At 75.5% G+C, this 20,216-nt stretch carries 21 protein-coding genes; 14 read left to right on the plus strand and 7 right to left on the minus strand.

Translation table 11 applies throughout. The features are described from left to right. Nucleotide 1: 1 nt before the first annotated feature. From Sru01_RS17690 to paaE, 7 genes are all read left to right on the plus strand, one after another. Nucleotides 2–868, plus strand: coding sequence for a MaoC/PaaZ C-terminal domain-containing protein (locus tag Sru01_RS17690; RefSeq protein ID WP_203986743.1), 867 nt, complete (start codon nucleotides 2–4; stop codon nucleotides 866–868). An 18-nt stretch (nucleotides 869–886) separates the two neighbouring features. Next, a complete protein-coding gene (locus Sru01_RS17695) occupies nucleotides 887–2,101 on the plus strand; it encodes an acyl-CoA dehydrogenase family protein (RefSeq protein WP_203986759.1) in 1,215 nt (404 codons plus the stop codon). 125 nt (nucleotides 2,102–2,226) lie between these two features. After that, the gene (gene paaA / locus Sru01_RS17700) at nucleotides 2,227–3,180 is read left to right on the plus strand and encodes a 1,2-phenylacetyl-CoA epoxidase subunit PaaA (RefSeq protein WP_239137512.1); all 954 of its coding nucleotides are present in this window, start codon (nucleotides 2,227–2,229) and stop codon (nucleotides 3,178–3,180) included. Then, nucleotides 3,177–3,458 carry a 1,2-phenylacetyl-CoA epoxidase subunit PaaB gene (gene paaB, locus Sru01_RS17705; protein ID WP_203986764.1) on the plus strand — a complete coding sequence of 94 codons (282 nt, stop codon included), beginning with the start codon at nucleotides 3,177–3,179 and terminating at the stop codon, nucleotides 3,456–3,458. Before paaA ends, paaB begins: the two co-directional genes overlap by 4 nt. Before the next feature lie 7 nt (nucleotides 3,459–3,465). Next, nucleotides 3,466–4,386, plus strand: a complete 921-nt coding sequence (gene paaC / locus Sru01_RS17710) for a 1,2-phenylacetyl-CoA epoxidase subunit PaaC (RefSeq protein ID WP_203986779.1) — start codon at nucleotides 3,466–3,468, stop codon at nucleotides 4,384–4,386. Next, nucleotides 4,380–4,874 carry a 1,2-phenylacetyl-CoA epoxidase subunit PaaD gene (gene paaD, locus Sru01_RS17715; RefSeq protein ID WP_203986895.1) on the plus strand — a complete coding sequence of 165 codons (495 nt, stop codon included), beginning with the start codon at nucleotides 4,380–4,382 and terminating at the stop codon, nucleotides 4,872–4,874. Before paaC ends, paaD begins: the two co-directional genes overlap by 7 nt. Before the next feature lie 141 nt (nucleotides 4,875–5,015). Then, on the plus strand, nucleotides 5,016–6,101 hold the full coding sequence (gene paaE, locus Sru01_RS17720) for a 1,2-phenylacetyl-CoA epoxidase subunit PaaE (protein ID WP_203986795.1): 1,086 nt from the start codon (nucleotides 5,016–5,018) through the stop codon (nucleotides 6,099–6,101). A gap of 19 nt (nucleotides 6,102–6,120) precedes the next feature. On the opposite strand, the gene Sru01_RS17725 is transcribed toward paaE, so the two are convergent. Together Sru01_RS17725 and Sru01_RS17730 are read right to left on the minus strand one after the other, a co-directional pair. Next, nucleotides 6,121–6,498 (minus strand): roadblock/LC7 domain-containing protein, encoded by a 378-nt coding sequence (locus Sru01_RS17725; protein WP_203986810.1) that lies wholly within the window; start codon nucleotides 6,496–6,498, stop codon nucleotides 6,121–6,123. 84 nt (nucleotides 6,499–6,582) lie between these two features. Further along, nucleotides 6,583–7,518, minus strand: coding sequence for a hypothetical protein (locus Sru01_RS17730; protein WP_203986813.1), 936 nt, complete (start codon nucleotides 7,516–7,518; stop codon nucleotides 6,583–6,585). Nucleotides 7,519–7,660: 142 nt separating this feature from the next. Between Sru01_RS17730 and Sru01_RS17735 the strand changes: the two genes are divergently transcribed. The 3 genes from Sru01_RS17735 (at nucleotide 7,661) to Sru01_RS17745 (ending at nucleotide 9,832) form a co-directional block, all read left to right on the plus strand. Then, entirely contained in the window at nucleotides 7,661–8,026 is a 366-nt protein-coding gene (locus tag Sru01_RS17735; protein WP_203986816.1) for a hypothetical protein, read from the plus strand. A 106-nt stretch (nucleotides 8,027–8,132) separates the two neighbouring features. Then, on the plus strand, nucleotides 8,133–8,753 hold the full coding sequence (locus tag Sru01_RS17740) for a nucleotidyltransferase domain-containing protein (RefSeq protein ID WP_203986819.1): 621 nt from the start codon (nucleotides 8,133–8,135) through the stop codon (nucleotides 8,751–8,753). Nucleotides 8,754–8,860: 107 nt separating this feature from the next. Further along, a complete protein-coding gene (locus tag Sru01_RS17745; RefSeq protein ID WP_203986822.1) occupies nucleotides 8,861–9,832 on the plus strand; it encodes an alpha/beta fold hydrolase in 972 nt (323 codons plus the stop codon). Here Sru01_RS17745 and Sru01_RS17750 read toward each other — a convergent pair. The 4 genes from Sru01_RS17750 to Sru01_RS17765 all read right to left on the minus strand — a co-directional run bounded on the left by Sru01_RS17750 (nucleotide 9,816) and on the right by Sru01_RS17765 (nucleotide 13,588). Next, complete coding sequence (locus Sru01_RS17750; RefSeq protein WP_239137514.1) at nucleotides 9,816–10,727, minus strand: transglutaminase-like domain-containing protein; 912 nt, start codon at nucleotides 10,725–10,727, stop codon at nucleotides 9,816–9,818. The two genes, Sru01_RS17745 and Sru01_RS17750, sit on opposite strands and share 17 nt — an antisense overlap. 123 nt (nucleotides 10,728–10,850) lie before the next feature. Then, nucleotides 10,851–11,915 carry a cation diffusion facilitator family transporter gene (locus Sru01_RS17755; RefSeq protein WP_203986825.1) on the minus strand — a complete coding sequence of 355 codons (1,065 nt, stop codon included), beginning with the start codon at nucleotides 11,913–11,915 and terminating at the stop codon, nucleotides 10,851–10,853. Next, a complete protein-coding gene (locus Sru01_RS17760) occupies nucleotides 11,908–12,306 on the minus strand; it encodes an ArsR/SmtB family transcription factor (protein WP_203986829.1) in 399 nt (132 codons plus the stop codon). Before Sru01_RS17760 ends, Sru01_RS17755 begins: the two co-directional genes overlap by 8 nt. A gap of 148 nt (nucleotides 12,307–12,454) precedes the next feature. Continuing rightward, nucleotides 12,455–13,588, minus strand: a complete 1,134-nt coding sequence (locus Sru01_RS17765; RefSeq protein ID WP_203986843.1) for a lytic polysaccharide monooxygenase — start codon at nucleotides 13,586–13,588, stop codon at nucleotides 12,455–12,457. 456 nt (nucleotides 13,589–14,044) lie between these two features. Here Sru01_RS17765 and Sru01_RS17770 point away from each other — a divergent pair, with 456 nt between their 5' ends. Then, nucleotides 14,045–14,674 carry a nucleoside/nucleotide kinase family protein gene (locus Sru01_RS17770; protein WP_203986847.1) on the plus strand — a complete coding sequence of 210 codons (630 nt, stop codon included), beginning with the start codon at nucleotides 14,045–14,047 and terminating at the stop codon, nucleotides 14,672–14,674. Between the two features lie 80 nt (nucleotides 14,675–14,754). Continuing rightward, the gene (locus Sru01_RS17775; RefSeq protein WP_203986850.1) at nucleotides 14,755–15,261 is read left to right on the plus strand and encodes a hypothetical protein; all 507 of its coding nucleotides are present in this window, start codon (nucleotides 14,755–14,757) and stop codon (nucleotides 15,259–15,261) included. A gap of 20 nt (nucleotides 15,262–15,281) precedes the next feature. Here Sru01_RS17775 and Sru01_RS17780 read toward each other — a convergent pair whose 3' ends face one another. Continuing rightward, nucleotides 15,282–15,812 (minus strand): DUF6461 domain-containing protein, encoded by a 531-nt coding sequence (locus tag Sru01_RS17780; protein WP_203986853.1) that lies wholly within the window; start codon nucleotides 15,810–15,812, stop codon nucleotides 15,282–15,284. A 165-nt stretch (nucleotides 15,813–15,977) separates the two neighbouring features. On the opposite strand from Sru01_RS17780, the gene Sru01_RS17785 reads away from it, so the two are divergent. Continuing rightward, nucleotides 15,978–19,451 (plus strand): AfsR/SARP family transcriptional regulator, encoded by a 3,474-nt coding sequence (locus Sru01_RS17785; protein ID WP_203986856.1) that lies wholly within the window; start codon nucleotides 15,978–15,980, stop codon nucleotides 19,449–19,451. A gap of 130 nt (nucleotides 19,452–19,581) precedes the next feature. Further along, nucleotides 19,582–20,216: CHAP domain-containing protein (locus Sru01_RS17790; protein WP_203986858.1), on the plus strand; the 635-nt coding region annotated here is incomplete at its 3' end.

Here is a 20,216-nt window from a genome sequence, read left to right on the forward strand (position 1 = left end):
CGTGGGGCTGGACCCGGCGGCGGTGGGCAGGACCGGCGAGCCGCTGGACGTCGCGTGGGAGTCCCGTGACGCGCTGCTGTACGCCGTGGCGGTCGGCGCCGGCCATGACCCGGCGGCGGAGCTGGCGCTGACCACCGAGAACACCGAGGGCGTGCCACAGCGCGCGCTCCCGTCCTTCGCCGCGCTGCTCTCCCAGCGGGTGCCGCGCCCGGACGTCGGCACCTACGACCGCGCGATGCTGCTGCACGCCGAGCAGCACCTGGAGCTGCGGGCGCCGCTGCCGGTCGCCGGGCGTGCACGGCTGACCGCCGAGGTGCTCGCCGTGCACGACAAGGGGACCGGCGCCGTGGTGTGGACCGGGGTGCGCGCGGTGGACCCGGCGACCGGCGCGCCGTTGTTCTCCACCCGGTCGGCGGCCTTCATCCGCGGCGCGGGCGGCTTCGGTGGCCCGCGCGGCACCGCCGAGCCGTGGGAGGCGCCGGCGCGCGAGCCGGACGAGGTGGTGCGTTTTCGTACCCGGCCGGAGCAGGCGCTGCTCTACCGGCTGACCGGTGACCGCAACCCGCTGCACTCCGACCCGGGCTTCGCCGCCCGCGCCGGGTTCGACCGGCCGATCCTGCACGGCATGTGCACCTACGGCTTCACCGCCCGCGCCTTGGTGGCCGCGGCCTGCGGTGGCGACCCTGACCGGCTCGCCACGCTCGGCGGCCGGTTCCGCGGCCCGGTCGTGCCGGGCGACGCGCTGGAGGTCCGGCTGTGGCGGGACGGCCGGGCCGTGCTGTTCCAGACGCTCCGCGGCGACGGCGCCGTGGTGATCGACCGGGGCGTTGCGCGGCTGGACGACATCCGCCCGGCCGGCCTGGCCTGACGAAAAGCGAGGTACGACATGGCAAAGCCTGGAACGCAGGAAACGACCGGCACGCCGGGACGGCCGCCGGCCGCCCCCGACCCGCGCGACCTGCTCGACGTCGGCTGGCTGCTCGACGACGAGGAGCGGGCCGTCCGCGACACCGTTCGCCGCTTCGTTCGCGAGCGGGTGCTGCCCGAGGTGGGCACCTGGTTCGACCGGGGCGCGTTCCCGCGCGAGCTCGCCAAGGACCTCGGGGCCATCGGGCTGCTCGGCATGCATCTGTCCGGGTACGGCTGCGCCGGCACCGGCGCGGTCCCTTACGGACTGGCCTGCCTGGAACTGGAGGCGGGGGACAGCGGCCTGCGCAGCTTCGTCTCGGTGCAGGGCTCGCTCGCCATGTTCCCGATCCACGCCTACGGGTCGGCCGAGCAGAAGGAGACCTGGCTGCCGCGGATGGCCGCCGGCGAGGTCATCGGCTGTTTCGGCCTGACCGAGCCGGACTCCGGCAGCGATCCGGGGAGCATGCGGACCACGGCCCGGCGGGATGGCCCGGACTGGGTGCTGAACGGCACCAAGATGTGGATCACCAACGGCGGCATCGCCGACCTGGCCGTGGTGTGGGCCCGGACCGAGGAGGGAGTGCGGGGCTTCCTCGTCCCGGCCGGCACGCCCGGGTTCGGCACCCGCGACGTGGCCGGGAAGCTGTCCCTGCGCGCCTCGGTCACCTCCGAGCTGGTGCTTCAGGACGTCCGGCTGCCGGCGGACGCCGTGCTGCCCGGGGTGGTGGGGCTGAAGGGCCCGCTGTCCTGCCTGAACGAGGCCCGGTTCGGCATCCTGTTCGGCGCGGCCGGCGCGGCCCGCGCGTGCTACGAGGCGGCCCTGGACTACACCCTGGCCCGCGTCCAGTTCGGCCGGCCGGTGGCCGGATTCCAGCTGGTGCAGCGCAAGCTCACCGAGATGGCGGTCAGCGTCAACCGCGCCGCGCTGCTGGCCGTGCACCTGGGCCGGCTCAAGGACGCCGGGCGGCTGGTGCCGGCCCAGGTCAGCGCCGGCAAGCTGGACAACGTCCGCCAGGCGCTGCGGGTGGCGCGCGAGGCGCGCGGGCTGCTGGGCGCCAACGGCATCACCCTGGAATATCCGGTGATCCGCCACATGGCGAACCTGGAGTCGGTGGCGACCTACGAGGGCACCGAGGAGATCCACACCCTGGTCCTCGGACAGGCCATCACCGGTATCCCGGCCTTCCGCTGACCCGGCCGTGCGGCCCGGACCCGCGGCCGGGCGGTGGTCCGGCTCGCCAGGGCCGGGGTTGCGCCGGCGGGGGGTGTGAGCCAGACTATTAACCGACCGAATGTTCGGTAATGGGGAGGCGGCGGATGGCTGACCTCGAGGGGCACTTCGACCGCACGATCGCCCGCGACCAGCGGATCGAGCCCCGGGACTGGATGCCGGACGGCTACCGGGCGACCATGGTCCGGCAGATCGCCCAGCACGCCCACTCGGAGATCATCGGGATGCAGCCCGAGGGCGAGTGGATCACCCGGGCGCCGTCGCTGCGCCGCAAGGCGATCCTGCTGGCCAAGGTGCAGGACGAGGCGGGCCACGGGCTCTACCTCTACTCGGCTGCCGAGACGCTCGGCGCCGACCGGGCCGAGCTGACCGACAAGCTGATCGAGGGCCGGCAGAAGTACTCGTCGATCTTCAACTACCCGACGCTGGGCTACGCCGACGTCGGGGTGATCGGCTGGCTGGTGGACGGCGCGGCGATCTGCAACCAGGTGCCGCTGTGCCGCAGCTCCTACGGGCCCTACGCCCGGGCGATGATCCGGATCTGCAAGGAGGAGTCCTTCCACCAGCGGCAGGGCTACGAGCTGCTGCTGACCATGATGAAGGGCACCGCCGACCAGCGGGCCATGGTGCAGGACGCGGTGGACCGCTGGTGGTGGCCGTCGCTGATGATGTTCGGCCCGCCGGACGACGCCTCGCCGAACACGGCGAGGTCCATGGCCTGGAAGATCAAGCGGCACACCAACGACGAGCTGCGGCAGCGGTTCGTCGACATGACCGTGCCGCAGGCCGCCGTGCTCGGGGTGACGCTGCCCGACCCGGAGCTGCGCTGGAACCCCGAGCGCGGCCACCACGACTTCGGCGCGATCGACTGGTCTGAGCTGCAGCGGGTCATCAGCGGCGACGGCCCGTGCAACGCCGAGCGGCTGGCCCGCCGGCGCGCCGCGCACGAGGACGGCGCCTGGGTGCGCGAGGCCGCCGCCGCGCACGCCCGCAAGGCCGCCGCGCGGGCCGCGCGCGAGCCGCAGGAGGTGGCAGGATGACCGACCTGCCGCTGTACGAGGTGTTCGTCCGCAGCAAGCGGGGCCTCAACCACGTGCACGTGGGCTCGCTGCGCGCCGCCGACGACGAGACGGCGCTGCGCCACGCCCGCGACCTGTACACCCGCCGCAACGAGGGCGTGAGCATCTGGGTGGTCCGCTCCGACCACATCGCCGCGACCAGCCCGGACGAGAAGGACCCGTTCTTCGCGCCGAGCGCCGACAAGGTCTACCGGCACCCCACCTTCTACGCCATCCCCGGCGACGTGCCGCACATGTGAGCCGCCGATGTCTCCAGAACGAGCCACAGAACACCCCGCGGCGGCTGCCGCGGCGGAGCCCGGCAACGCCTACGAGGCGCTGAACGAGGGCGACGACCCGCGCTGGGCGTACGGCACCGGCTTCGCCGACCCGCTCGCCGGCGTGGACACCCGGGTGCCGTCCGGGGTGGACGCCGCCGACCTGGCCGGCTACTGCCTGATGCTCGGCGACGACGCGCTGGTCATGTCGCATCGCCTGCAGGAATGGTGCACCCGCGCCCCCGAGCTGGAGGAGGAGGTCGCGCTGGCCAACATCGCCCTCGACCTGCTCGGCCAGGCCCGGCTGCTGCTGTCCCGGGCCGGCGCGGCCGAGGGGGCCGGCCGGGACGAGGACGCGCTGGCCTACCTGCGCGACCCCGGAGGGTTCCGCAACGTCCGGCTGGTGGAGGCGGAGAACGGCGACTTCGGGCACGCGATGGCCCGGCTGCTGGTCTTCGCCGCCTGGCGGCTGGCGCTGCTGGACCGGCTGGCCGGCTCGCGCGATCCGGTGCTGGCCGCGGTGGCCGCCAAGGGGGTCAAGGAGGTCGCCTACCACCGCGACTACGCGGCGGGCTGGGTCGTCCGGCTCGGCGACGGCACCGCGTACTCGCGGGAGCGGATGGCCGCCGGGCTGGCGGCGGTCTGGCCGCTGGTGCCCGAGCTGTTCGCCCGGCACGAGGTGGAGGCGCGGCTGGCCGCGGCCGGCGTCGCGGCGGACCCGGCCGGGCTGCGGGCGGAGTTCGACCAGGTGCTGGACCAGGTCTTGACCGCCGCCACCCTGGCCCGGCCGCCGGAGCGGCCCGGGCCGGTACGCGCCGCCGGGCGGGCCGGCGAGCACACCCCGGCGCTGGCCACTCTGCTGGCCGAGCTGCAGAGCGTCGCCCGCGCCCATCCCGGGGCGGCCTGGTGAGCGGGCGGGCCTGGCAGGTGGCGGCCGAGGTCGCCGACCCCGAGCTGCCGGTGGTGACGCTCGCCGACCTCGGCATCCTGCGCGCGGTCGACGAGACGCCCGCCGGGGTGGTGGTCACCATCACCCCCACCTACAGCGGCTGCCCGGCGATGGCGGCCATCCGCGCCGACGTGGCGGCCGCGCTGCGCGCCGCCGGCTACGCGCCGGTCGAGGTGCGGACCCGGCTGGCGCCGCCGTGGACCACCGACTGGATCACCGAGCGCGGCCGGCGGCGGCTGGCCGAGGCGGGCCTCGCCCCGCCGGGCGCGGCGCCCGCCCGGGCGTCCGGGCCGGTGCCGCTGAGCCTCGGCCCGCGTCGCGGCGTGCCCTGCCCGCGCTGCGGGGCCGGCCGGACCGAGGAGCGCTCCCGGTTCGGCGCCACCGCCTGCACGGCGCTGTGGTGGTGCCAGGACTGCCGGGAGCCGTTCGAGCACGTCAAGGAGATATGAGATGCCCGTCCCGCACCGCGGCCCGGGCCGCAACCGGCCCCGCGACCGGCTCCGCGGCCCGGGCCGCGACCGGCTCTCGGGCCGGCTCTCGGGCCGGGTCGCCGCGAGCGGCCGGGCCGGTGGACGGCCGGAGGTGCGGCGATGACCCTGGCCGGGGTGCGCGACCGGCGGCGGAGCGGGTTCACCGACCTGACGGTGGCCCGGGTCGACCGGCTGTGCGAGGACGCGGTGGCGGTCACCTTCGACGTGCCGCCGGAGTCGGCGGCCGACTTCGCCTTCCGGCCCGGGCAGTCGCTGACCCTGCGGATGACGGTCGACGGCCGCGAGGAACGCCGGTCGTACTCGATCTGCGCCCCGGCCGGCGCCGCGCCGCGCATCGGCGTCCGCGAGGTGCCCGGCGGGCTGTTCTCCGCCCGGCTGGTCCACGACCTGCGGCCGGGCGACCGGGTGGCGGCGCTGCCGCCGGCCGGGCGCTTCACCCCCGACCTCGACCGGCCCGGGCACCACGCGTTCGTCGCCGCCGGTTCGGGCATCACGCCGGTGCTGTCGATGGCCGCCTCCCTGCTGGCCCGCCCGGGCACCGAGGTGACGATCTTCTACGGCAACCGCAGCTCGCGGACCGTCATGTTCGCCGAGGAGCTGGCCGACCTGAAGGACTCCGCGCCCGGCCGGGTGGCGCTGTTCCACGTGCTGTCCCGGGAGCCGCGCGAGCCCGAGCTGTTCAGCGGCCGGCTGGACGCGGCCCGGCTGCGCCGGCTGCTGCCCGCGCTCACCCCGGTGCCGCGGGTCGCGCACTGGTGGCTGTGCGGGCCGTACGGCATGGTGCGGGACGCGCGCCTGGTGCTCGGCGAGCTGGGCGTCCCCGGCGAGCGGGTGCACCGCGAGCTGTTCTACGTGGACGAGCCGCCGCCGGAGCCGGTCCGGCCGGCGCCCGCGCCCGGCGGCACCGGGACCGCCGCGGTGACCGTCCACCTGGACGGGCGGGCCACCGAGGTGGCGCTGCCGCGGGACGTCACCGTGCTGGAGGGCGCGCAGCGGGTGCGGCCGGACCTGCCGTTCGCGTGCAAGGGCGGGGTGTGCGGGACCTGCCGGGCCCGGGTGACCGCCGGCGAGGTGCGCATGCGCCGCAACTTCGCGCTGGAGCCGGCCGAGGTGGCCGCCGGGTACGTGCTGACCTGCCAGTCGCTGCCGGTCTCGGCGGAGGTGACCGTCGACTTCGACACCTGAGCCGCGCCCCGGGCGCCGGTCAGCGGGCGCGCGAGCCGGACAGCAGGGTGCCGAGCCGGTCGATGGTCGGCTGGGCGGCCAGGTGCAGCCGGGCGACGTCCAGGCCCTCGTCGGCCAGCACCACCAGCAGGCCCTCGGCGCGTACCGCGTAGACGACGATGTAGCCCTGGCGGCAGCGGATCACCACCTCGCGCAGGTCGCCCAGCCCCACCTCATGCCCGGTGCGCTTGCCGAGGCCGAGGGTGGCGGCCGCCAGCGCGGCCAGCGCCTCCGGGCGGGCTCCGTCGGTGTCGGCGGCGACCAGCAGGCCGTCCACCGACGCGACGGCGGACTCCGCCACGCCGGTCACCCGGTCCCTGAACTCCCGCAGCTCCGCCATCACCGCGTCAAGACTCATTCGCTGGATCCTCTCGTCGTGCCGGTCCGGCCGGCCGGTGGGCGCGTGCCCGGTGTGGGCCGTCCGGTACGTCCCGGAGCGGCGTCACGGTTGTTCTTCGTGCGCGGCGGCCGTCCGGATGTCTCGCACGGCGAGCGATCTCGCCGCGGGCGGCGGGCCGGCGGCGGGAGGCGGCGGGATCTGGCCGGCCCCGCTGGCGCCGCGCCGCCGCCGGGGGAGCAGCCCGCCGTCCGGCACCGGGGCCGCGCGCGCCGGGCCGGCCGGCGCCGCCCCCTCCCCGGGCAGGGGGACCGGGCCGGTCTCGGCGTCCGCCGGGGCCAGGGTGAGGAGGCCGGCCGCGACCATGTGGGCCGCCTCGCCCATCACCGGGAACAGCCCGCGGCCGAGGGCGAAGGCGATGTCGCGGACCGTCCGCCGGCCGTTCGCGAGGCGCAGCACGGCGTGGCGCAACTCGTCCGGGCGCGGTGCGGCCGGATCGGCGGGACGGGTGGCGAGCGGGCGGGCGCGCGGGGTGACGCCGAGGTCCCGCCACGGAGCCGCGGCGGCCAGCCGGCGCCGGGTCTCGCGGACCAGGCGGTCCGGCGTGATGCCCGGTGACACCGGCAGCGCCGGGGACAGATCGCCGGGTCCGGCCGGCTCGGCGGTGCAGCGGTACGCCCCCGAGGCGACCATGGCGAACAGCGCGTCGAACAGCGCGGTCAGGCAGATCACCTCCAGACCGGCGGCGCCGACGGCCCGTTCGGCCACCAGGGCCGCGCCGAGTTCACCGGCCGGGGCGCCGGCGCGGTAGGCCTGGCTCCAGGCCTCCTCGCTGACGCCTGTCGCGCGGAGCAGCACCGACTCCGGGCCGGGAGCCGCGGGAGTGGTGGCGGCGATCACCAGGCCGTCCCGGAGATGCACGTCACCGCCGGGACCGCCGCCGATCCGCAGGACGCCGGAGAAGCGTTCGGTACCGCAGCGGAGCAGGGCGGGTGCGATCTGGTCGCCGGGGCCGGCCGCCGCTCCCGGTATCTCGGACACCACGTTCCCCTTCACTATCCGCAGACGGTAAGGGTACTTTAAGTATCATCAATCACAAACGGGTACCGAATCCCGTTTGTTACCACCTGTCACGGGCGTCGTCCCGCCGGCGGGTCCCTCATCGTCGTCCGGAAAGAGTCCGATGAACATCGAAACCGCCCTCAAGGAAGCGATGGCCACCGAGGGGGCGCAGGGCGCCTCGCTCGTCGACTACGAGAGCGGCATGTGCCTGGGCGCGGTCGGCGGAGGCCGCGAGCTGGACCTCGAGGTCGCGGCGGCGGGCAACACCGACGTGGTCCGCGCCAAGATGCGCACGCTGAGCTCGCTGAACCTCGACGACAGCGTGGAGGACATCCTGATCACGCTGAGCACGCAGTACCACATCATCCGGCTGCTGCCGACGGCCCGGGGGAACCTCTTCCTGTACCTCGTGCTCGACCGGCAGCGGGCCAACCTCGCCCTGGCCCGGCACAACCTGCGGCGCATCGAGCAGGCACTGGCCCTCTGAGCGGCGACCGGCCGGCCGCCCGTTCTCCGGTGCATCCGGCCGGGCGCCGGACCAGGATTTACCGAAGATCCCCACAGTCTTGATGATCTCCGGCCAAGATGGTCGCATGACGCGCAGGGAGACACCGTTAGGCGCGTGGGACCCCGCGCCCTTACCCGACGTGGCCGCCCACTTCTCGGCGACCGGACGGCCCTGGTGGCTGGCCGGCGGGTACGCGATCGAGCTGGCGGTGGGCCGGTCCTTCCGCGACCACGCCGACATTGACGTGCTGCTGCTGCGCCCGGATCAGCTGTCGGCGCAGCGCGCCCTGTCCGGCTGGGAGTGGTGGGCGGCCGATCCGCCCGGGGTGCTGCGGCCCTGGGCGCCGGGCGAGGTGCTGCCGGGCAGCGTGCGGGACATCTGGTGCCGGCCCGGGCCGACCGAGCCGTGGCGGATCCAGGTGATGCTCGACGAGTCCGACGGCGAGGACTGGATCTCCCGGCGCTGCGCCCGGGTGCGCCGCCCGATCGCCGCCCTCGGGCACCGCTCCGCGGTGGGGATCCCCTATCTGGCACCCGAGGTGCAGCTGTACTACAAGGCGAAGCGCCCGCGCGCCAAGGACGAGAAGGACTTCCTCGAGGTGCTGCCGGTGCTCACCGGCGCGCAGCGGGACTGGCTGGCCTGGGCCATCGATACCGCTTACGGTGAGCACTCGTGGGCCGAACGGCTCGCCGGCGCCCACGGCTGAACCGCCGCCGCACCGCCGCCCGCCGGGCCGGGAAAAGGCGAATGTTCATCGCGACTTCCGGGGACATGCCCCTGCACCTGGCCGGCCCGATCCGGAATACTGGCCGGATGGAAACGCGGAACACCGCGGCGGCCGGCCATGGTGTCATCCCGCCCGCACGTCGCGGCACCTACGTTCTCGGCGACGGGCGCCGGCTCGGCTGGGCCGAATGGGGGCCGGTCGACGGCGTGCCCGTCCTGCTGTGCCCGGGGGCGGGCACCGGCCGCGAGTTCGGCTTCGGCGCCGGCGTCCTGCACCCGCTCGGGGTACGGCTGATCTCGGTGGACCGGCCCGGTCTCGGCGCCTCCGACCCGTGGCCGTCCCGCACGCTCACCGACTGGGCCCGCGACATCGAGGAGTTCGCCGCCGGGCGCGGGCTGGACGGGCCGGCCGCCGTCGGATTCTCCGCCGGCGGGCCGTTCGCGCTGGCCTGCGCCGCCGCCGGGGTGGTCACCGGCGTCGCCGTCGTGTCGGGCACCGACGAGCTGGCCGCGCCGGGGATCGCCCCCCTGCTGGCGGCGGAGATCGGGCTGCTGGTGGACGCCGTCGCCACCGACCCGGCGGGCGCGGAGGCGTCCTTCCACCCGCTCGGCGCCGACCCCGACGTGCTGCGGCATCTGGTGCTCGCGGTCAGCTCGGCCGCGGACCGGGCCGTCTACACCGAGCCGTTCTTCCAGGACGCCTACCGCCGGGCGCTGGCCGACGGCCTGGCGCAGGGGCCGTCGGGCTACGCGCGCGACACCGCGCTGACGATGAGCCCGTGGCCGTTCGACCCGGAGGCCATCAAGGTCCCGGTGGACCTGTGGTACGGGATGCTCGACGTCTCGCCGGTGCACTCACCAGACCTCGGCGCCTCGCTGGAGCTGCGCATCCCGACGGCGCGCCGGCACGTGGTGCCCGACGCGGGGGCCGCGCTGCTGTGGACGCACGCCGGCGACGTGCTGCGCGGGCTGCTGGCCCGTATCGGCCGCCCGGCCGCGCCGGCCGGGCGCCCGCGTGGGCGCGACGCTGCGGCGCCGGGCGTCACGAGCGCAGGGTGACCGTCCGGGTGCCTCCGTAGGTCGTCCGGGAGATGACCGCGGACGGCGTGCGCAGCCCCGGGTTGGCCAGGAAGAGCTGTCGCAGCCGGTGGAACGGCCCGCCGGCGACCTCGGTCTCGGCGACCTCGTCCAGCAGCCGGCGCTCGGCGTCGACCAGGTCCTTGTGCACCTTCTCCGCCAGGTCCCAGCCGTCCCAGGGCAGCACCTCGACCTTGTTGAGGGCGGCGAGATCGCGTACGACGTTGCTCTGTACGAAGTCCATGCCGGAGAGGTGCAGGATCGACACGCCGAACGTCTCGGGGTCGGCCTCGCCGGCGCGGCAGGCCCGCCAGCCGGCTCCGGCCACCAGGAAGCGGTCGCGCGGCACGTCCATCGGGTCGAACGGGATGCCGAACGCGTCCATCAGTTCGGGCGCCAGCAACTGCACGTCCACCAGCGTCCAGCCGGTCTCCGGCCGCCAGTACTCGGCGACCCAGTGGTCCTCGTTGCGGCCCGGGACGAAGTAGGCGGCGAAACCGCACCGGATGCGGGCCGGCACGCCGGTGGCGCGCAGCAGCGAGCAGAACAGCAGGGCGAAGTCGCGGCAGCTGCCGGCGAAGCGCCGGGCCGGCGGGCGGGCCGTGGTGAGCGGCATGCCGTCGCGCTCGGAGATGATGCGCAGGATCTCCGAGACGTACCGGGTCTCGGCCTCGTTGCGGCGGCTGTCGGGGAGGTCGAAGCCGAACAGCGGCGCCTCCTCGCGGTGGATCAGCAGCTCGCGCACCATCCGCGCCAGCCGCTCGGGCTCGCGGGGGATGCTGGACAGCCGGCGGGGGTCACCGGGATCGCTGAATACGCTGTGTGCGAGATAAAACCCTCTTTCTTCATTTTCGAGAGCATGTAAGGCATTTGCCATGGTTTGCCGTCCTTGCCAGGGATGTCAGTACAGGGCGGCCTCAGCTTCCTGTAATTCGCCGACTCATGCCCACCTTTTGGGCAACTCCATGGACGCTCGGCGTGATATTTCCGTCGGGCCGGTTCAGCGGGCTGGACGGCCATCCTCACCGGCCCCGTCGGACGACCCGGCGGCCGGGCCGGCCCGGTGCGCCGGCCCGTGCGGGTCGGCGCAGTGCGGGGTGTCGCGGCCGATGGTGAGCAGCTCCGGCGTCGCGTGGTCCACCTGCAGCGTCGTGTGCTCGATGCCGTACTCCTCCCGCACCAGCCGCTCCGCGGCCAGCCGGACCTGATGGCAGTCGGCGCCCGGCCGCACCAGGATGTGCGCCGACAACGCCGCGTACCCGGAGGTGACCTCCCAGATGTGCAGGTCGTGCACCTCCACCACGTGCTCGAGGGCGGCGGTCCGCCGGCCGATCTCCGCCGGGTTCGTCCCGGCCGGCGCCGCCTCCATGAACACGCGCCCGGAGTCGCGCACCAGTCCCCAGCCGGCCTTGAACATCAGCCCGGCCACCACCAGCGCGGCGACGGCGTCCGCCCGGTTCCAGCCGGTCGCCCAGATCACCGCGCCGGCCACCGTGGTGGCGATGAAGGCGATCAGGTCGTTGAGGATGTGCTGGTAGGCCCCCTCGACGTGCAGGCGCGAGCGGTCGGCCCGGCGCAGCGTCCAGGTCGCGGCCAGGTTCACCACGATGCCCGCCAGGCCGGTGGCTACTACCAGCGCGCCGCGCACCTCGGGCGGCGCGACCAGCCGGGTGACGCCCTCGTAGACGAAGTAGCCGCCGAGCAGGAGCAGGGTGATGCCGTTCGCCTGCGCCGAGACGATCTCCGCCCGCTTGAGGCCGTAGGTGAAGCCGCCGTGCGGCGGGCGCTGGGCGATGCGCATCGCGACCAGCGCCAGCACGATCGCCATGGCGTCGGTGAGCATGTGCGCGGCGTCGGAGATCAGCGCCAGCGAGGCCGCGATGACGCCGACCGTCACCTCCACGACCATGAACGCCACGATGAGTGCGAGCGCGGCCGTCAGGTAGCGCCGGTCGGTGTCAGCCGCGATGGCGTGCCCGTGACCATGACCGTGCCCGCCACCGTGCCCGCCACCGTGCCCCCCGTCGCGCCCCCCGGCGGTCCGGGCGCGCGACGCCTCAGCCATCACCCGCTCCGGCGTGCCGGGTGTGGGCGAGCGCGAGGTCGAGCAGCATGCGGACGTGCGAGTCGGCGAGCTGGTAGTACGCCATCCGCCCGGACCGCCGGACCCGGACCACCTGGCGCATCCGCAGCAGCCGCAGCGCGTGCGAGGTGCCCGACATGCTCTGGCCGGTCGCCGCGGCCAGGTCGCACACGCACATCTCGCCGCCCTCCAGCAGCGCCGTCACGGTGCGCAGCCGGCCGGGGTCGGCGAGCAGGCCGAAGACCTCGGCCAGATCCACCACCGTCTCGGCCGGCGGGAGGGCGCGGCGGACCGCCGCCACCCGCTCGGCGTCGACCACCGGCGCGGCGCAGGAGTCCGGTTCGGCGGCCACGACGTTTGAACGGTCATTCATATGTCGAAGTGTATGGAGACCGCCGGCCGGATGTCCACCCGCACCGGCGGGGCCGCGACGGCGAGCGGCGCCCGCCCCGGCCATCATGGCCAGGACGGGCGCCGCCCATTGTCGCGCGATCCTCGGTGGGTCCTCGCGGCCAGGTCCGCTAGGTCGCCGTGCAGGTCAGCGCGGGCGAGCCGGGCGTACCGTTCGCGGTGAAGCCGAAGGTGGTCGAGGCGCCGCCTGCCACCCCGCCGTTCCAGGCGGCGTTCTTCACCGTGACCGTGGAACCGCTGACCGACGAGGTGCCGCTCCACACGCTGTTGATCGTCGTGCTGCCCAGGTTCCAGCTGACGCTCCAGCCGTTGATGGTGGAGGAGCCGGTGTTCTTGACCGTCACCTCACCCTGGAAGCCGCCGCCCCAGCTGCTCACCGTCTTGAAGCTGGCCGAGCAGCCGTTCGACGGGTTCGGCCCCGGGCTGGTGCCCGGAGTGGGGCTGGTGCCCGGGGACGGGCTGGTACCGGGCGACGGGCTGGTGCCCGGGGACGGGCTGACGCTCGGCGACGGGCCGGGCGACGGGTTGCCGCCGGAGCCGACGCCGGTCACCTCGCCGTTACCGCCGTCGAAGACGACGTCGGAGCAGTTGTAGAACGTCTCCTGGCTGTCGCTGCGGGTCCACACCGAGTAGATGATGTGCCGGCCGCTCTTGCCCGACGGCAGCTGGGCGTTCCAGTAATAGTAGCCGCTCTCGCTGCCGACCGAGCCGACGCTCGGCGGGTCCTGGGCGGTGTAGAACGGCGTGGACTCCAGGTCGCTCCAGGCCAGCGCGCGGGTCGGGCTCCAGCTGTCCTTGGTGATGTAGGTGCGGAACGAGCCCGGGTGGGCGGCCCACTTGTTGTAGCGGAACTGGATGTTCGCCCCGGAGGTGAGGTGGGTCACCGGCCAGTCGTTGCGGGCGAGGTCGAAACCGCTGAAGTCGTACACGATCGCGCCGCCGCTGCACAGCTTCCCGTCCGGGATGAAGCCGGCCATCCGGCCGCCGCCATCCGAACGCAGCACGGCGAACCAGTTGTACAGCGAGTTCGGGCCGTTCTTCGCCACCGCCGCCGCGCAGGCCGGGTTCTTCGGCTGGATGTCACCGCTGGAGCTGGTGCCGTCCTTCCAGCACAGGTAGGTGCGGCTTCCCGGCATCATCATCGCGCCGTGCGCGGTCGCCAGGCTGGGGAACAACGCGACCACCAGCATGGTGGCGGCCATCGCCGCGAGGCCGGTCAGCGTGAGATTTCGTCGCCTTCTCATTGAACACCTTTCGAGGGGGCACGACGTCGGCACTCGGCACTCCGGACACGTCCGTCGCGGCACGCTGCCCGGCGGCCGGAGCGGTCCGGGCGGTCAGGCACGTGGCCAGGAGTGGTCGAGGACCTGGTGGTGAGGCACCGGCCCGCTTCCTGGGAGATCGGCCGACCGGCATTGCGCAAGGGCTCCCGCGGTGAAAACATTAGGTCGCCCCTGTGCCCGGCGGAACCGGGCGAATCTCCGATCCCTGCCGCCATCGGGCGCGTTGCCGCGCCGCCGCAGGTCGCGGCCGGTGCCGGCCCGCCGCGGGTCTGAGCGTCGCCGAAAACCCGGTGAAAGTTTCGCGCCACCCCCGTCGCTGCCCCGTCGCCGCTCCCTCGCCGGCCCCGGTCACCGGCGATCGCCGCCCACCCCGGAGCCGGGCGTCCGGGCCGGCCGCCGATCCGCGAGGATGGGCTCATGCGCGCCCGCCCCATCACCCCCGAGGCGCTGGTCGCCGAGCTGGCCGACCGGGTGGCCGCGGCGCCGGGCACGCCCTTCGTGCGGGTCGCGGTGGACGGCGCTCCCGCCGCCGCACCGGACGAGCTGGCCGACGCCCTGGTCGCCCCGCTGCGGCTGCGCGGCCGGCCGGTCGTCCGGGTGGCCGCGGCCGACTTCCTGCGCCCGGCGTCGCTGCGCCTGGAGCACGGCCGCACCGACCCCGACGCCTACTACGACGGCTGGGTCGACTACCGGGCGCTGGACCGGGAGGTGCTCGGCCCGCTGGAGCCGGGCGGCACCGGGCGGGTGCTGCCCACCTTGTGGGACAGCGCCACCGACCGGGCCACCCGCGCGCCCTACCTGACCGTGCCGGCCGGCGGGGTGCTGGTGCTGTCCGGCGCGTTGCTGCTCGGCCGCTGGCTGCCCTTCGAGGTCAGCGTGCACCTGTGGCTGTCACCCGGGGCGCTGGCCCGCCGCACCGGCCCGGAGCGGCGGTGGACCCTGCCCGCCTTCGAGCGCTACCGGGCCGAGGTGATGCCGCAGGAGGCGGCCGACGTGGTGGTGCGGATGGACGACCCCCGCCGCCCCGCCGTCGTCGACCGGGCCTGACCGGCCGGGCCGGGCCGCGCGCGGCGCACGGACGTGGCATGCTGGCCGCGGCCCAGACGGCCATCCCGCGAGGAGGAGCGATGCACACCACGGACGCCGCCGGCGGCCCGGGCCGGCGCCCGCTGCCCGAACCGGCCCGGTCGGTCGCCGCGGCCGTCACCGGCGCGGTGACCGCCGCCCGGTCCGGCGACCCCGAGGCGTACGCCGCATCGGTCACCCGGCTCGGCGCGCTCGACCCCGAGCACACCGGCCTCGTCCTCGGGGCCATGGCGCGCCTGCTGCTGGAGGACGCACATCCGGGCGGGATGACCGCGGACGACGTGCGGGCCCTGGTCGCCCGGTGCGCGCGGGCCGCCGCCCCGGTGTACCCGCGGGCCGACCCGGACGTGCTGGTGATGCTGGTGGCCGCCGCGCTCGGCGTCCACCAGCACCAGGACGGCGGGATCCCGCTGGACGCGCAGGTGACGGCGGCGCACGCGCCGCTGCTGGTCGCCGCGCTGCTCGCCGACTCCGGGCATCCGCTCGCCGGCTGCCTGGACGCGGCGCTCGCCGACCTGGAACTGGCGGGCCGCGCCGACACGCCCTGACCCGGGCCGGCCGGGCGCCCTCAGTACAGGTGCCCGGCCGAGCCGGTGAGCGCGGGCCCGCACAGGTGGCCGGGGGCCAGCCGCACCCCGGCCGCCCGCTCGGCCAGCGCCAGCGCCGCCGGGACCGGGGCCGGCGGGTCACCGGCGCGGCAGATCTCCCGCAGCTGGTGGCGCAGCCGGTCCGGCGCGGCACCGAACCGGGTGGTCCCGCCGTCCGCCAGGCCGGTGACCAGCCGCCCGTCCACGGCGTACAGGAACGACAGCGCGCCGGCGGCGTCCAGCGCCACGGTGGCGGTCGCCGTGCCCCGGGACAGCAGCCGGGTCGTCTCGGCCAGGGTGCCGGCGTGGCCGGCCGGCTCCAGCAGCGCGGCACCGCCCGCGGCCGCGTAGGCGTGCAGCGGCGGGTCGCCCGCGCCGGTGCCGCCGATCCGGGCCAGCACCTCGGCGGGTGACAGGTCGCGCACCAGGGTCAGGCAGAAGCCCGAGACGCATAAGCTCCCGCGGTACGTCTCGGTGAACCAGGCGTAATCCGACGCCGTCGCATCGCTCATGGGTGAGGCCCCCTCGGCATTCCGCCAACAGCCAGATCTTGCCAAAGCGGCCCGACAGAATCGGCGGTCCCGGCGGGTGAAGCGATCCACACCTGTTCGATCACGCCGGGTGATCTCCCACCTCAGAGATGGCCGGGCGGACCGGCCGCGTGCCAGGGTGGCCCCATGGAGTTCCGGATCCTCGGCCCGGTAGAGGTTTGGGACGGCACCCGGCAGGTGCCGCTGGGCGGGGCGAAGCCCCGGGCGCTGCTCGCCGCCCTGCTGCTGGAGGCGGGCCGCGCGGTCCCCGGCGAGCGGCTGGTGGACGCGGTCTGGGGCGACCGGCCGCCGGGCACCGCCCGGGCGGTCCTGCAGACCTACGTATCCTCGCTGCGGCGTTCCTTGGCCCGGGCGGGCCTGCCCGCGGTCATCGGCTCGCATCGCATCGGCTATCTTGCCGAGATCCCGCCCGGCACCCTCGACCTGCACGTCTTCGAGCGGCGGGTCGCCGAGGCGCGGACGGCGGCCGCGGCCGGCCGGCCCGAGGAGGCCGCCGGGGCCTACCGTGCCGCGCTGGCGCTGTGGCGCGGGCCGGCGCTCGGCGGCACCGGGGAGGTGCTGCCGCAGATCGACGGCCGCCGGCTGGACGAGCTGCGGCTCACCGTGACCGGCGAGCGGATCGCGGCCGAGCTGGAGACCGGCCGGCCGGACCGGCTGATCGGCGAGCTGACCGAGCTGGCCGGCCGCCATCCCCTGCACGAAGTGCTGCGCGGGCACCTGATGCTGGCCCTGTACCGGGCCGGGCGCCAGGGCGACGCCTTGGCCGAGTACCGGCGCGGCGCGGCGGCGCTGGCCGCCGAGCTGGGCATCGACCCGGGGCCGGAGCTGCGCCGCCTGCACGAGGCGATCCTGCGCGGCGATCCGGCCCTCGCCGGTCCGGGGCGCGCCGCCCCTGGGCGGTCGCCCGCCACCGGCGCCCGCCCGGCACCGGCTCCGGACGCCGGCTCCCCCCGGGACGCCGCCGCGGGCCGGGAGGCCGCCGCGGGCCGGGAGGCCGCCGCGGGCCGGGGAAGCGCCGCGGGCCGGGGGGCCGCCCAGGGCGCCGGTCCCGCCGTCCGTCCGGCGCGGCCGCCGGCCCGGCCCGCGGCCGCGGCGGCCGCCCCCGTCCGACCTGCCGGGGACGGCCAGGACATCGAGCACCCCGGCCACGCCGGGCACGCCGCGGGCGCTGAGGACGCCTCGCGATCCACCGGGGAGCCGCGGGTCGCCGCCCCTGGCCATCCCGGCGGCCGTCCCCACTCCGCCGGCCATCCGGACCCGGCTCCCGGCCGCACCGATTCCCCGGCCGGCCGTTCCGACGCGATCTCCGGCCGGCCGGACGCCGGGCGGTCCGAACGGCCGGACCGAGGCGAGGGCCGCCCGGTCCGCCCGCAGCAGCTGCCGCCCGCCCCGTTCGACTTCACCGGACGCGGTGGCGAGCGGGCGGCGCTGCGCGAGGCCCTCGCCCGGCCGGACGCCAGCCCCATCTGCGTGATCTCCGGGGCCGGCGGCGCCGGCAAGTCGGCCCTGGCCCTGCGGGTCGCCCACGACGTCGCCGGCCACTACCCGGACGGGCAGGTGCACGTCGAGCTGCGCGGCACCGCCGACGCCGTCACGCCGGACGCGGTACTCGCCCGGCTGCTGCGCGAACTCGGCGTGCCGGCCGCCGAGCTGCCCGCCGGGACCGAGGAGCGGGTCAACCGCTACCGCACGCTGCTGGCCGGCCGCCGGGTGCTGGTCGTGCTGGACGACGCGGCCGGGGAAACCCAGGTCAGGCCGCTGTTGCCGGGCTCGGCCGGCTGTGCCGTCGTGGTCACCTCGCGCAGCCGGCTGGCCGGCCTGGCCGGATCGCTGCTGACCGACCTCGGCGTGCTCGGCACCGATGCCGCCCTCGAACTGCTCGGCCGGATCGCCGGGCCGGACCGGGTCGCCGCCGAGCCCGACGGCGCGTTGCGGATCATCCGGCAGTGCGGCGCGCTGCCGCTCGCCATCCGGGTGGCCGGTGCCCGGCTCGCCGCCCGCCGGCAGTGGTCGGTCGAGTACTTCACCCGGCGCCTGGCCGACGAGCGGCACCGGCTGGACGAGCTGGCCGTGGGCGACCAGGAGGTGCGCGCGAGCATCAAGCTCAGCTACGACCTGCTGTCCCGACCGGCCCGGCGGGCGCTGCGGCACCTCGGCTGGCTGGGGCTGCCGCACTTTCCCGCCTGGGTGGCCGCCGCGGCCCTGGACACCGGCGACCTGGAGGCGGAGCGACTGCTGGAGCAGCTGGTCGACGCCTCGCTGGCCGACGTGGACGGCATGGATCCGGCAGGCGGCGTCCGCTACCGCCTGCACGACCTCATCCGCCTGTTCGCCCGCGAGCAGGCCGAGGTGGAGGACGTGGGCGACGAGCTACGGAACGGGCTGCGCCGGGTGCTCGGCGGCTGGCTGTGGCTGCTGGACCGCGCCGGTGAGGCCGTCCCGCCGGGCACGCCCACCCTGCGCGCCGGCTCGCGGCACGCCGTCCCGGTGGATCCGGAGGTCGAGGACGCGGTACTCGCCGAGCCGGCGGGGTGGATCCGGGCGGAGGAGGAGAGCCTGGTGGTCGGCGCCGAGCGGGCCGCCGCCGAGGATCTGGACGAGCTCGCCGTCGAGCTGGCCTCGGCCGCCTGCGCCTCCGTGCTCATCTTCGAGAACAACTTCGTCGCCTGGGAGCGCATCCACGACGCGGCGCTGGGGGCCGTCCGGCGGACCGGCAACGCGGCCGGCGAGGCGGCGCTGCTGGCCGCGCTGGGCCAGGTCCGGATGGAGCAGGACCGGTTCGTCGAGGCCCGCGAGCACCTCGGCCAGGCGCTGCGGCGTTTCCGGTCGGCCGGCGACGTCCGGGGCGAGAGCGTCGTGCTGGCGCTGGTGGGCAGCGTCTGCCGCGAGCAGGGGCATCTGCCGGAGGCGCTGCGCTACCTCGGCCTGGCCGAGGAGAGGTGGCGCGGCCACGACGACCCGGCGGTGCTGGCCCACGTGCTGCGGATGACCGGCTCGGTACTCCTGGAGCGCGGCGAGCTGGAACCGGCGCGGAGTCGGCTGGCCGAGGCGCTCGAGCTGTACCGGGCGGCGGGCAGCCGCCGCGGCGAGGGGCTCAGCTGGCGGACGATGGCGCTGTACCACCTGGCGGCGGACGATCCGGCCGCCGCCGAGGACTGCGCGGGGCGATCCCTGCAGATCTTCACCGAGCTGGGGGACCGGCTGCTGGAATCGTACGCGCGGCGAACCTGGGCCAAGGCCCGGCTGCGCCGCGGCGACCCGGCCGGTGCGCGCGAGCCGCTGGAGGCGGTGCTGGCCCTGGCCCGGTCCATGGACGACCGCTGGGGCGAGGCGCTCACCCTGCGCACCCTGGGCGAGCTGTGCCTGGCGACCGGCGGGACCGCCGAGGCCGAGGCGTACCTGCGCGAGGCCATCGAGCGGTTCGAGGCGCTGCGGCTCCCGCTGTACCGGGCCCGCTGCCTGCGCGACCTGGCGGAGCTGCACGACGCCCGGGGAGAGGACCGCGCGGCGCGCGAGGTACGCGCCGAGGCGATGGAGGTCTTCTGGCGCTACGGCACCCGCGAGTACGCCGAACTCGCCGGAACCTCGCCGACCGGCTGATTCCAGTGAAGTTACAGGCGGGTTCCAGCGGTTTGACAGCACGACCCCGCGGGCTGCAGCACGGTTGCAGAAGAGCTGGAGGCCGGCGCCGGATCCTCGTACTCAGCGACATCGAGACGAGGAGAACCTCATGGAGAGCACGGGGTACCGGGTGCGGCGCATCGCCGGCGGGCTGGCGGCGGGGGTCGTCGCCCTGGCCGGACTGGAACTGGCGCTGGTGACGCCCGCGTCCGCCGCCACCCGCGGCGACATCGTGAGCGTGGCGCAGCGGGAGCTGGGTGACTCCGACCGCAACGTCGAGCGGCCGGCCGGCAGCGGTTGCAACTACTACACCGGCCTTTTCCGCACCTGGAAGTCGTCCTCGGGCTGCGGTTCCGCCGACGGGGTGAAGTTCCGCGACAGCGACTGGTGCGCGGACTTCGCCAAGTACGTCTGGCAGAGCGCCGGCGTGGACCACGCGGACGTGGCCGAGACGGCCGGGGGAGTGCTGACCGGCTGGGCCAGCTCGTTCAAGGACTACGGGGTCAAGTACGGCACCTGGCACACCCGGTCCAGCGGCTACACCCCGCAGCCGGGCGACTCGCTGGTCTTCGACTGGGACCACAACGGCGACATCGACCACGTGGGCATCGTCACCTCCGCGACGTCCGGCACGGTCTACACCATCGAGGGCAACACCAGCGACGCCATCCACGCCCGCAGCTACTCGCGGTCCAGCGCCGACATCGTCGGCTACTCGGCGCCGATCGTCTCCGCGACACCTCC

Origin of the sequence: Sphaerisporangium rufum (assembly GCF_016863395.1) — a bacterium.
GTDB lineage: Bacteria > Actinomycetota > Actinomycetes > Streptosporangiales > Streptosporangiaceae > Sphaerisporangium > Sphaerisporangium rufum.

Coding starts and splice junctions, on each gene's coding strand:
- Sru01_RS17695 (WP_203986759.1), top strand. CDS start 887: ATGGCAAAGCCTGGAACGCAGGAAACGACCGGCACGCCGGGACGGCCG.
- paaA (WP_239137512.1), top strand. CDS start 2,227: ATGGCTGACCTCGAGGGGCACTTCGACCGCACGATCGCCCGCGACCAG.
- paaB (WP_203986764.1), top strand. CDS start 3,177: ATGACCGACCTGCCGCTGTACGAGGTGTTCGTCCGCAGCAAGCGGGGC.
- paaC (WP_203986779.1), top strand. CDS start 3,466: ATGTCTCCAGAACGAGCCACAGAACACCCCGCGGCGGCTGCCGCGGCG.
- paaE (WP_203986795.1), top strand. CDS start 5,016: ATGACCCTGGCCGGGGTGCGCGACCGGCGGCGGAGCGGGTTCACCGAC.
- Sru01_RS17725 (WP_203986810.1), bottom strand. CDS start 6,498: ATGAGTCTTGACGCGGTGATGGCGGAGCTGCGGGAGTTCAGGGACCGG.
- Sru01_RS17735 (WP_203986816.1), top strand. CDS start 7,661: ATGAACATCGAAACCGCCCTCAAGGAAGCGATGGCCACCGAGGGGGCG.
- Sru01_RS17740 (WP_203986819.1), top strand. CDS start 8,133: ATGACGCGCAGGGAGACACCGTTAGGCGCGTGGGACCCCGCGCCCTTA.
- Sru01_RS17745 (WP_203986822.1), top strand. CDS start 8,861: ATGGAAACGCGGAACACCGCGGCGGCCGGCCATGGTGTCATCCCGCCC.
- Sru01_RS17750 (WP_239137514.1), bottom strand. CDS start 10,727: ATGGCAAATGCCTTACATGCTCTCGAAAATGAAGAAAGAGGGTTTTAT.
- Sru01_RS17755 (WP_203986825.1), bottom strand. CDS start 11,915: ATGGCTGAGGCGTCGCGCGCCCGGACCGCCGGGGGGCGCGACGGGGGG.
- Sru01_RS17760 (WP_203986829.1), bottom strand. CDS start 12,306: ATGAATGACCGTTCAAACGTCGTGGCCGCCGAACCGGACTCCTGCGCC.
- Sru01_RS17765 (WP_203986843.1), bottom strand. CDS start 13,588: ATGAGAAGGCGACGAAATCTCACGCTGACCGGCCTCGCGGCGATGGCC.
- Sru01_RS17770 (WP_203986847.1), top strand. CDS start 14,045: ATGCGCGCCCGCCCCATCACCCCCGAGGCGCTGGTCGCCGAGCTGGCC.
- Sru01_RS17775 (WP_203986850.1), top strand. CDS start 14,755: ATGCACACCACGGACGCCGCCGGCGGCCCGGGCCGGCGCCCGCTGCCC.
- Sru01_RS17780 (WP_203986853.1), bottom strand. CDS start 15,812: ATGAGCGATGCGACGGCGTCGGATTACGCCTGGTTCACCGAGACGTAC.
- Sru01_RS17785 (WP_203986856.1), top strand. CDS start 15,978: ATGGAGTTCCGGATCCTCGGCCCGGTAGAGGTTTGGGACGGCACCCGG.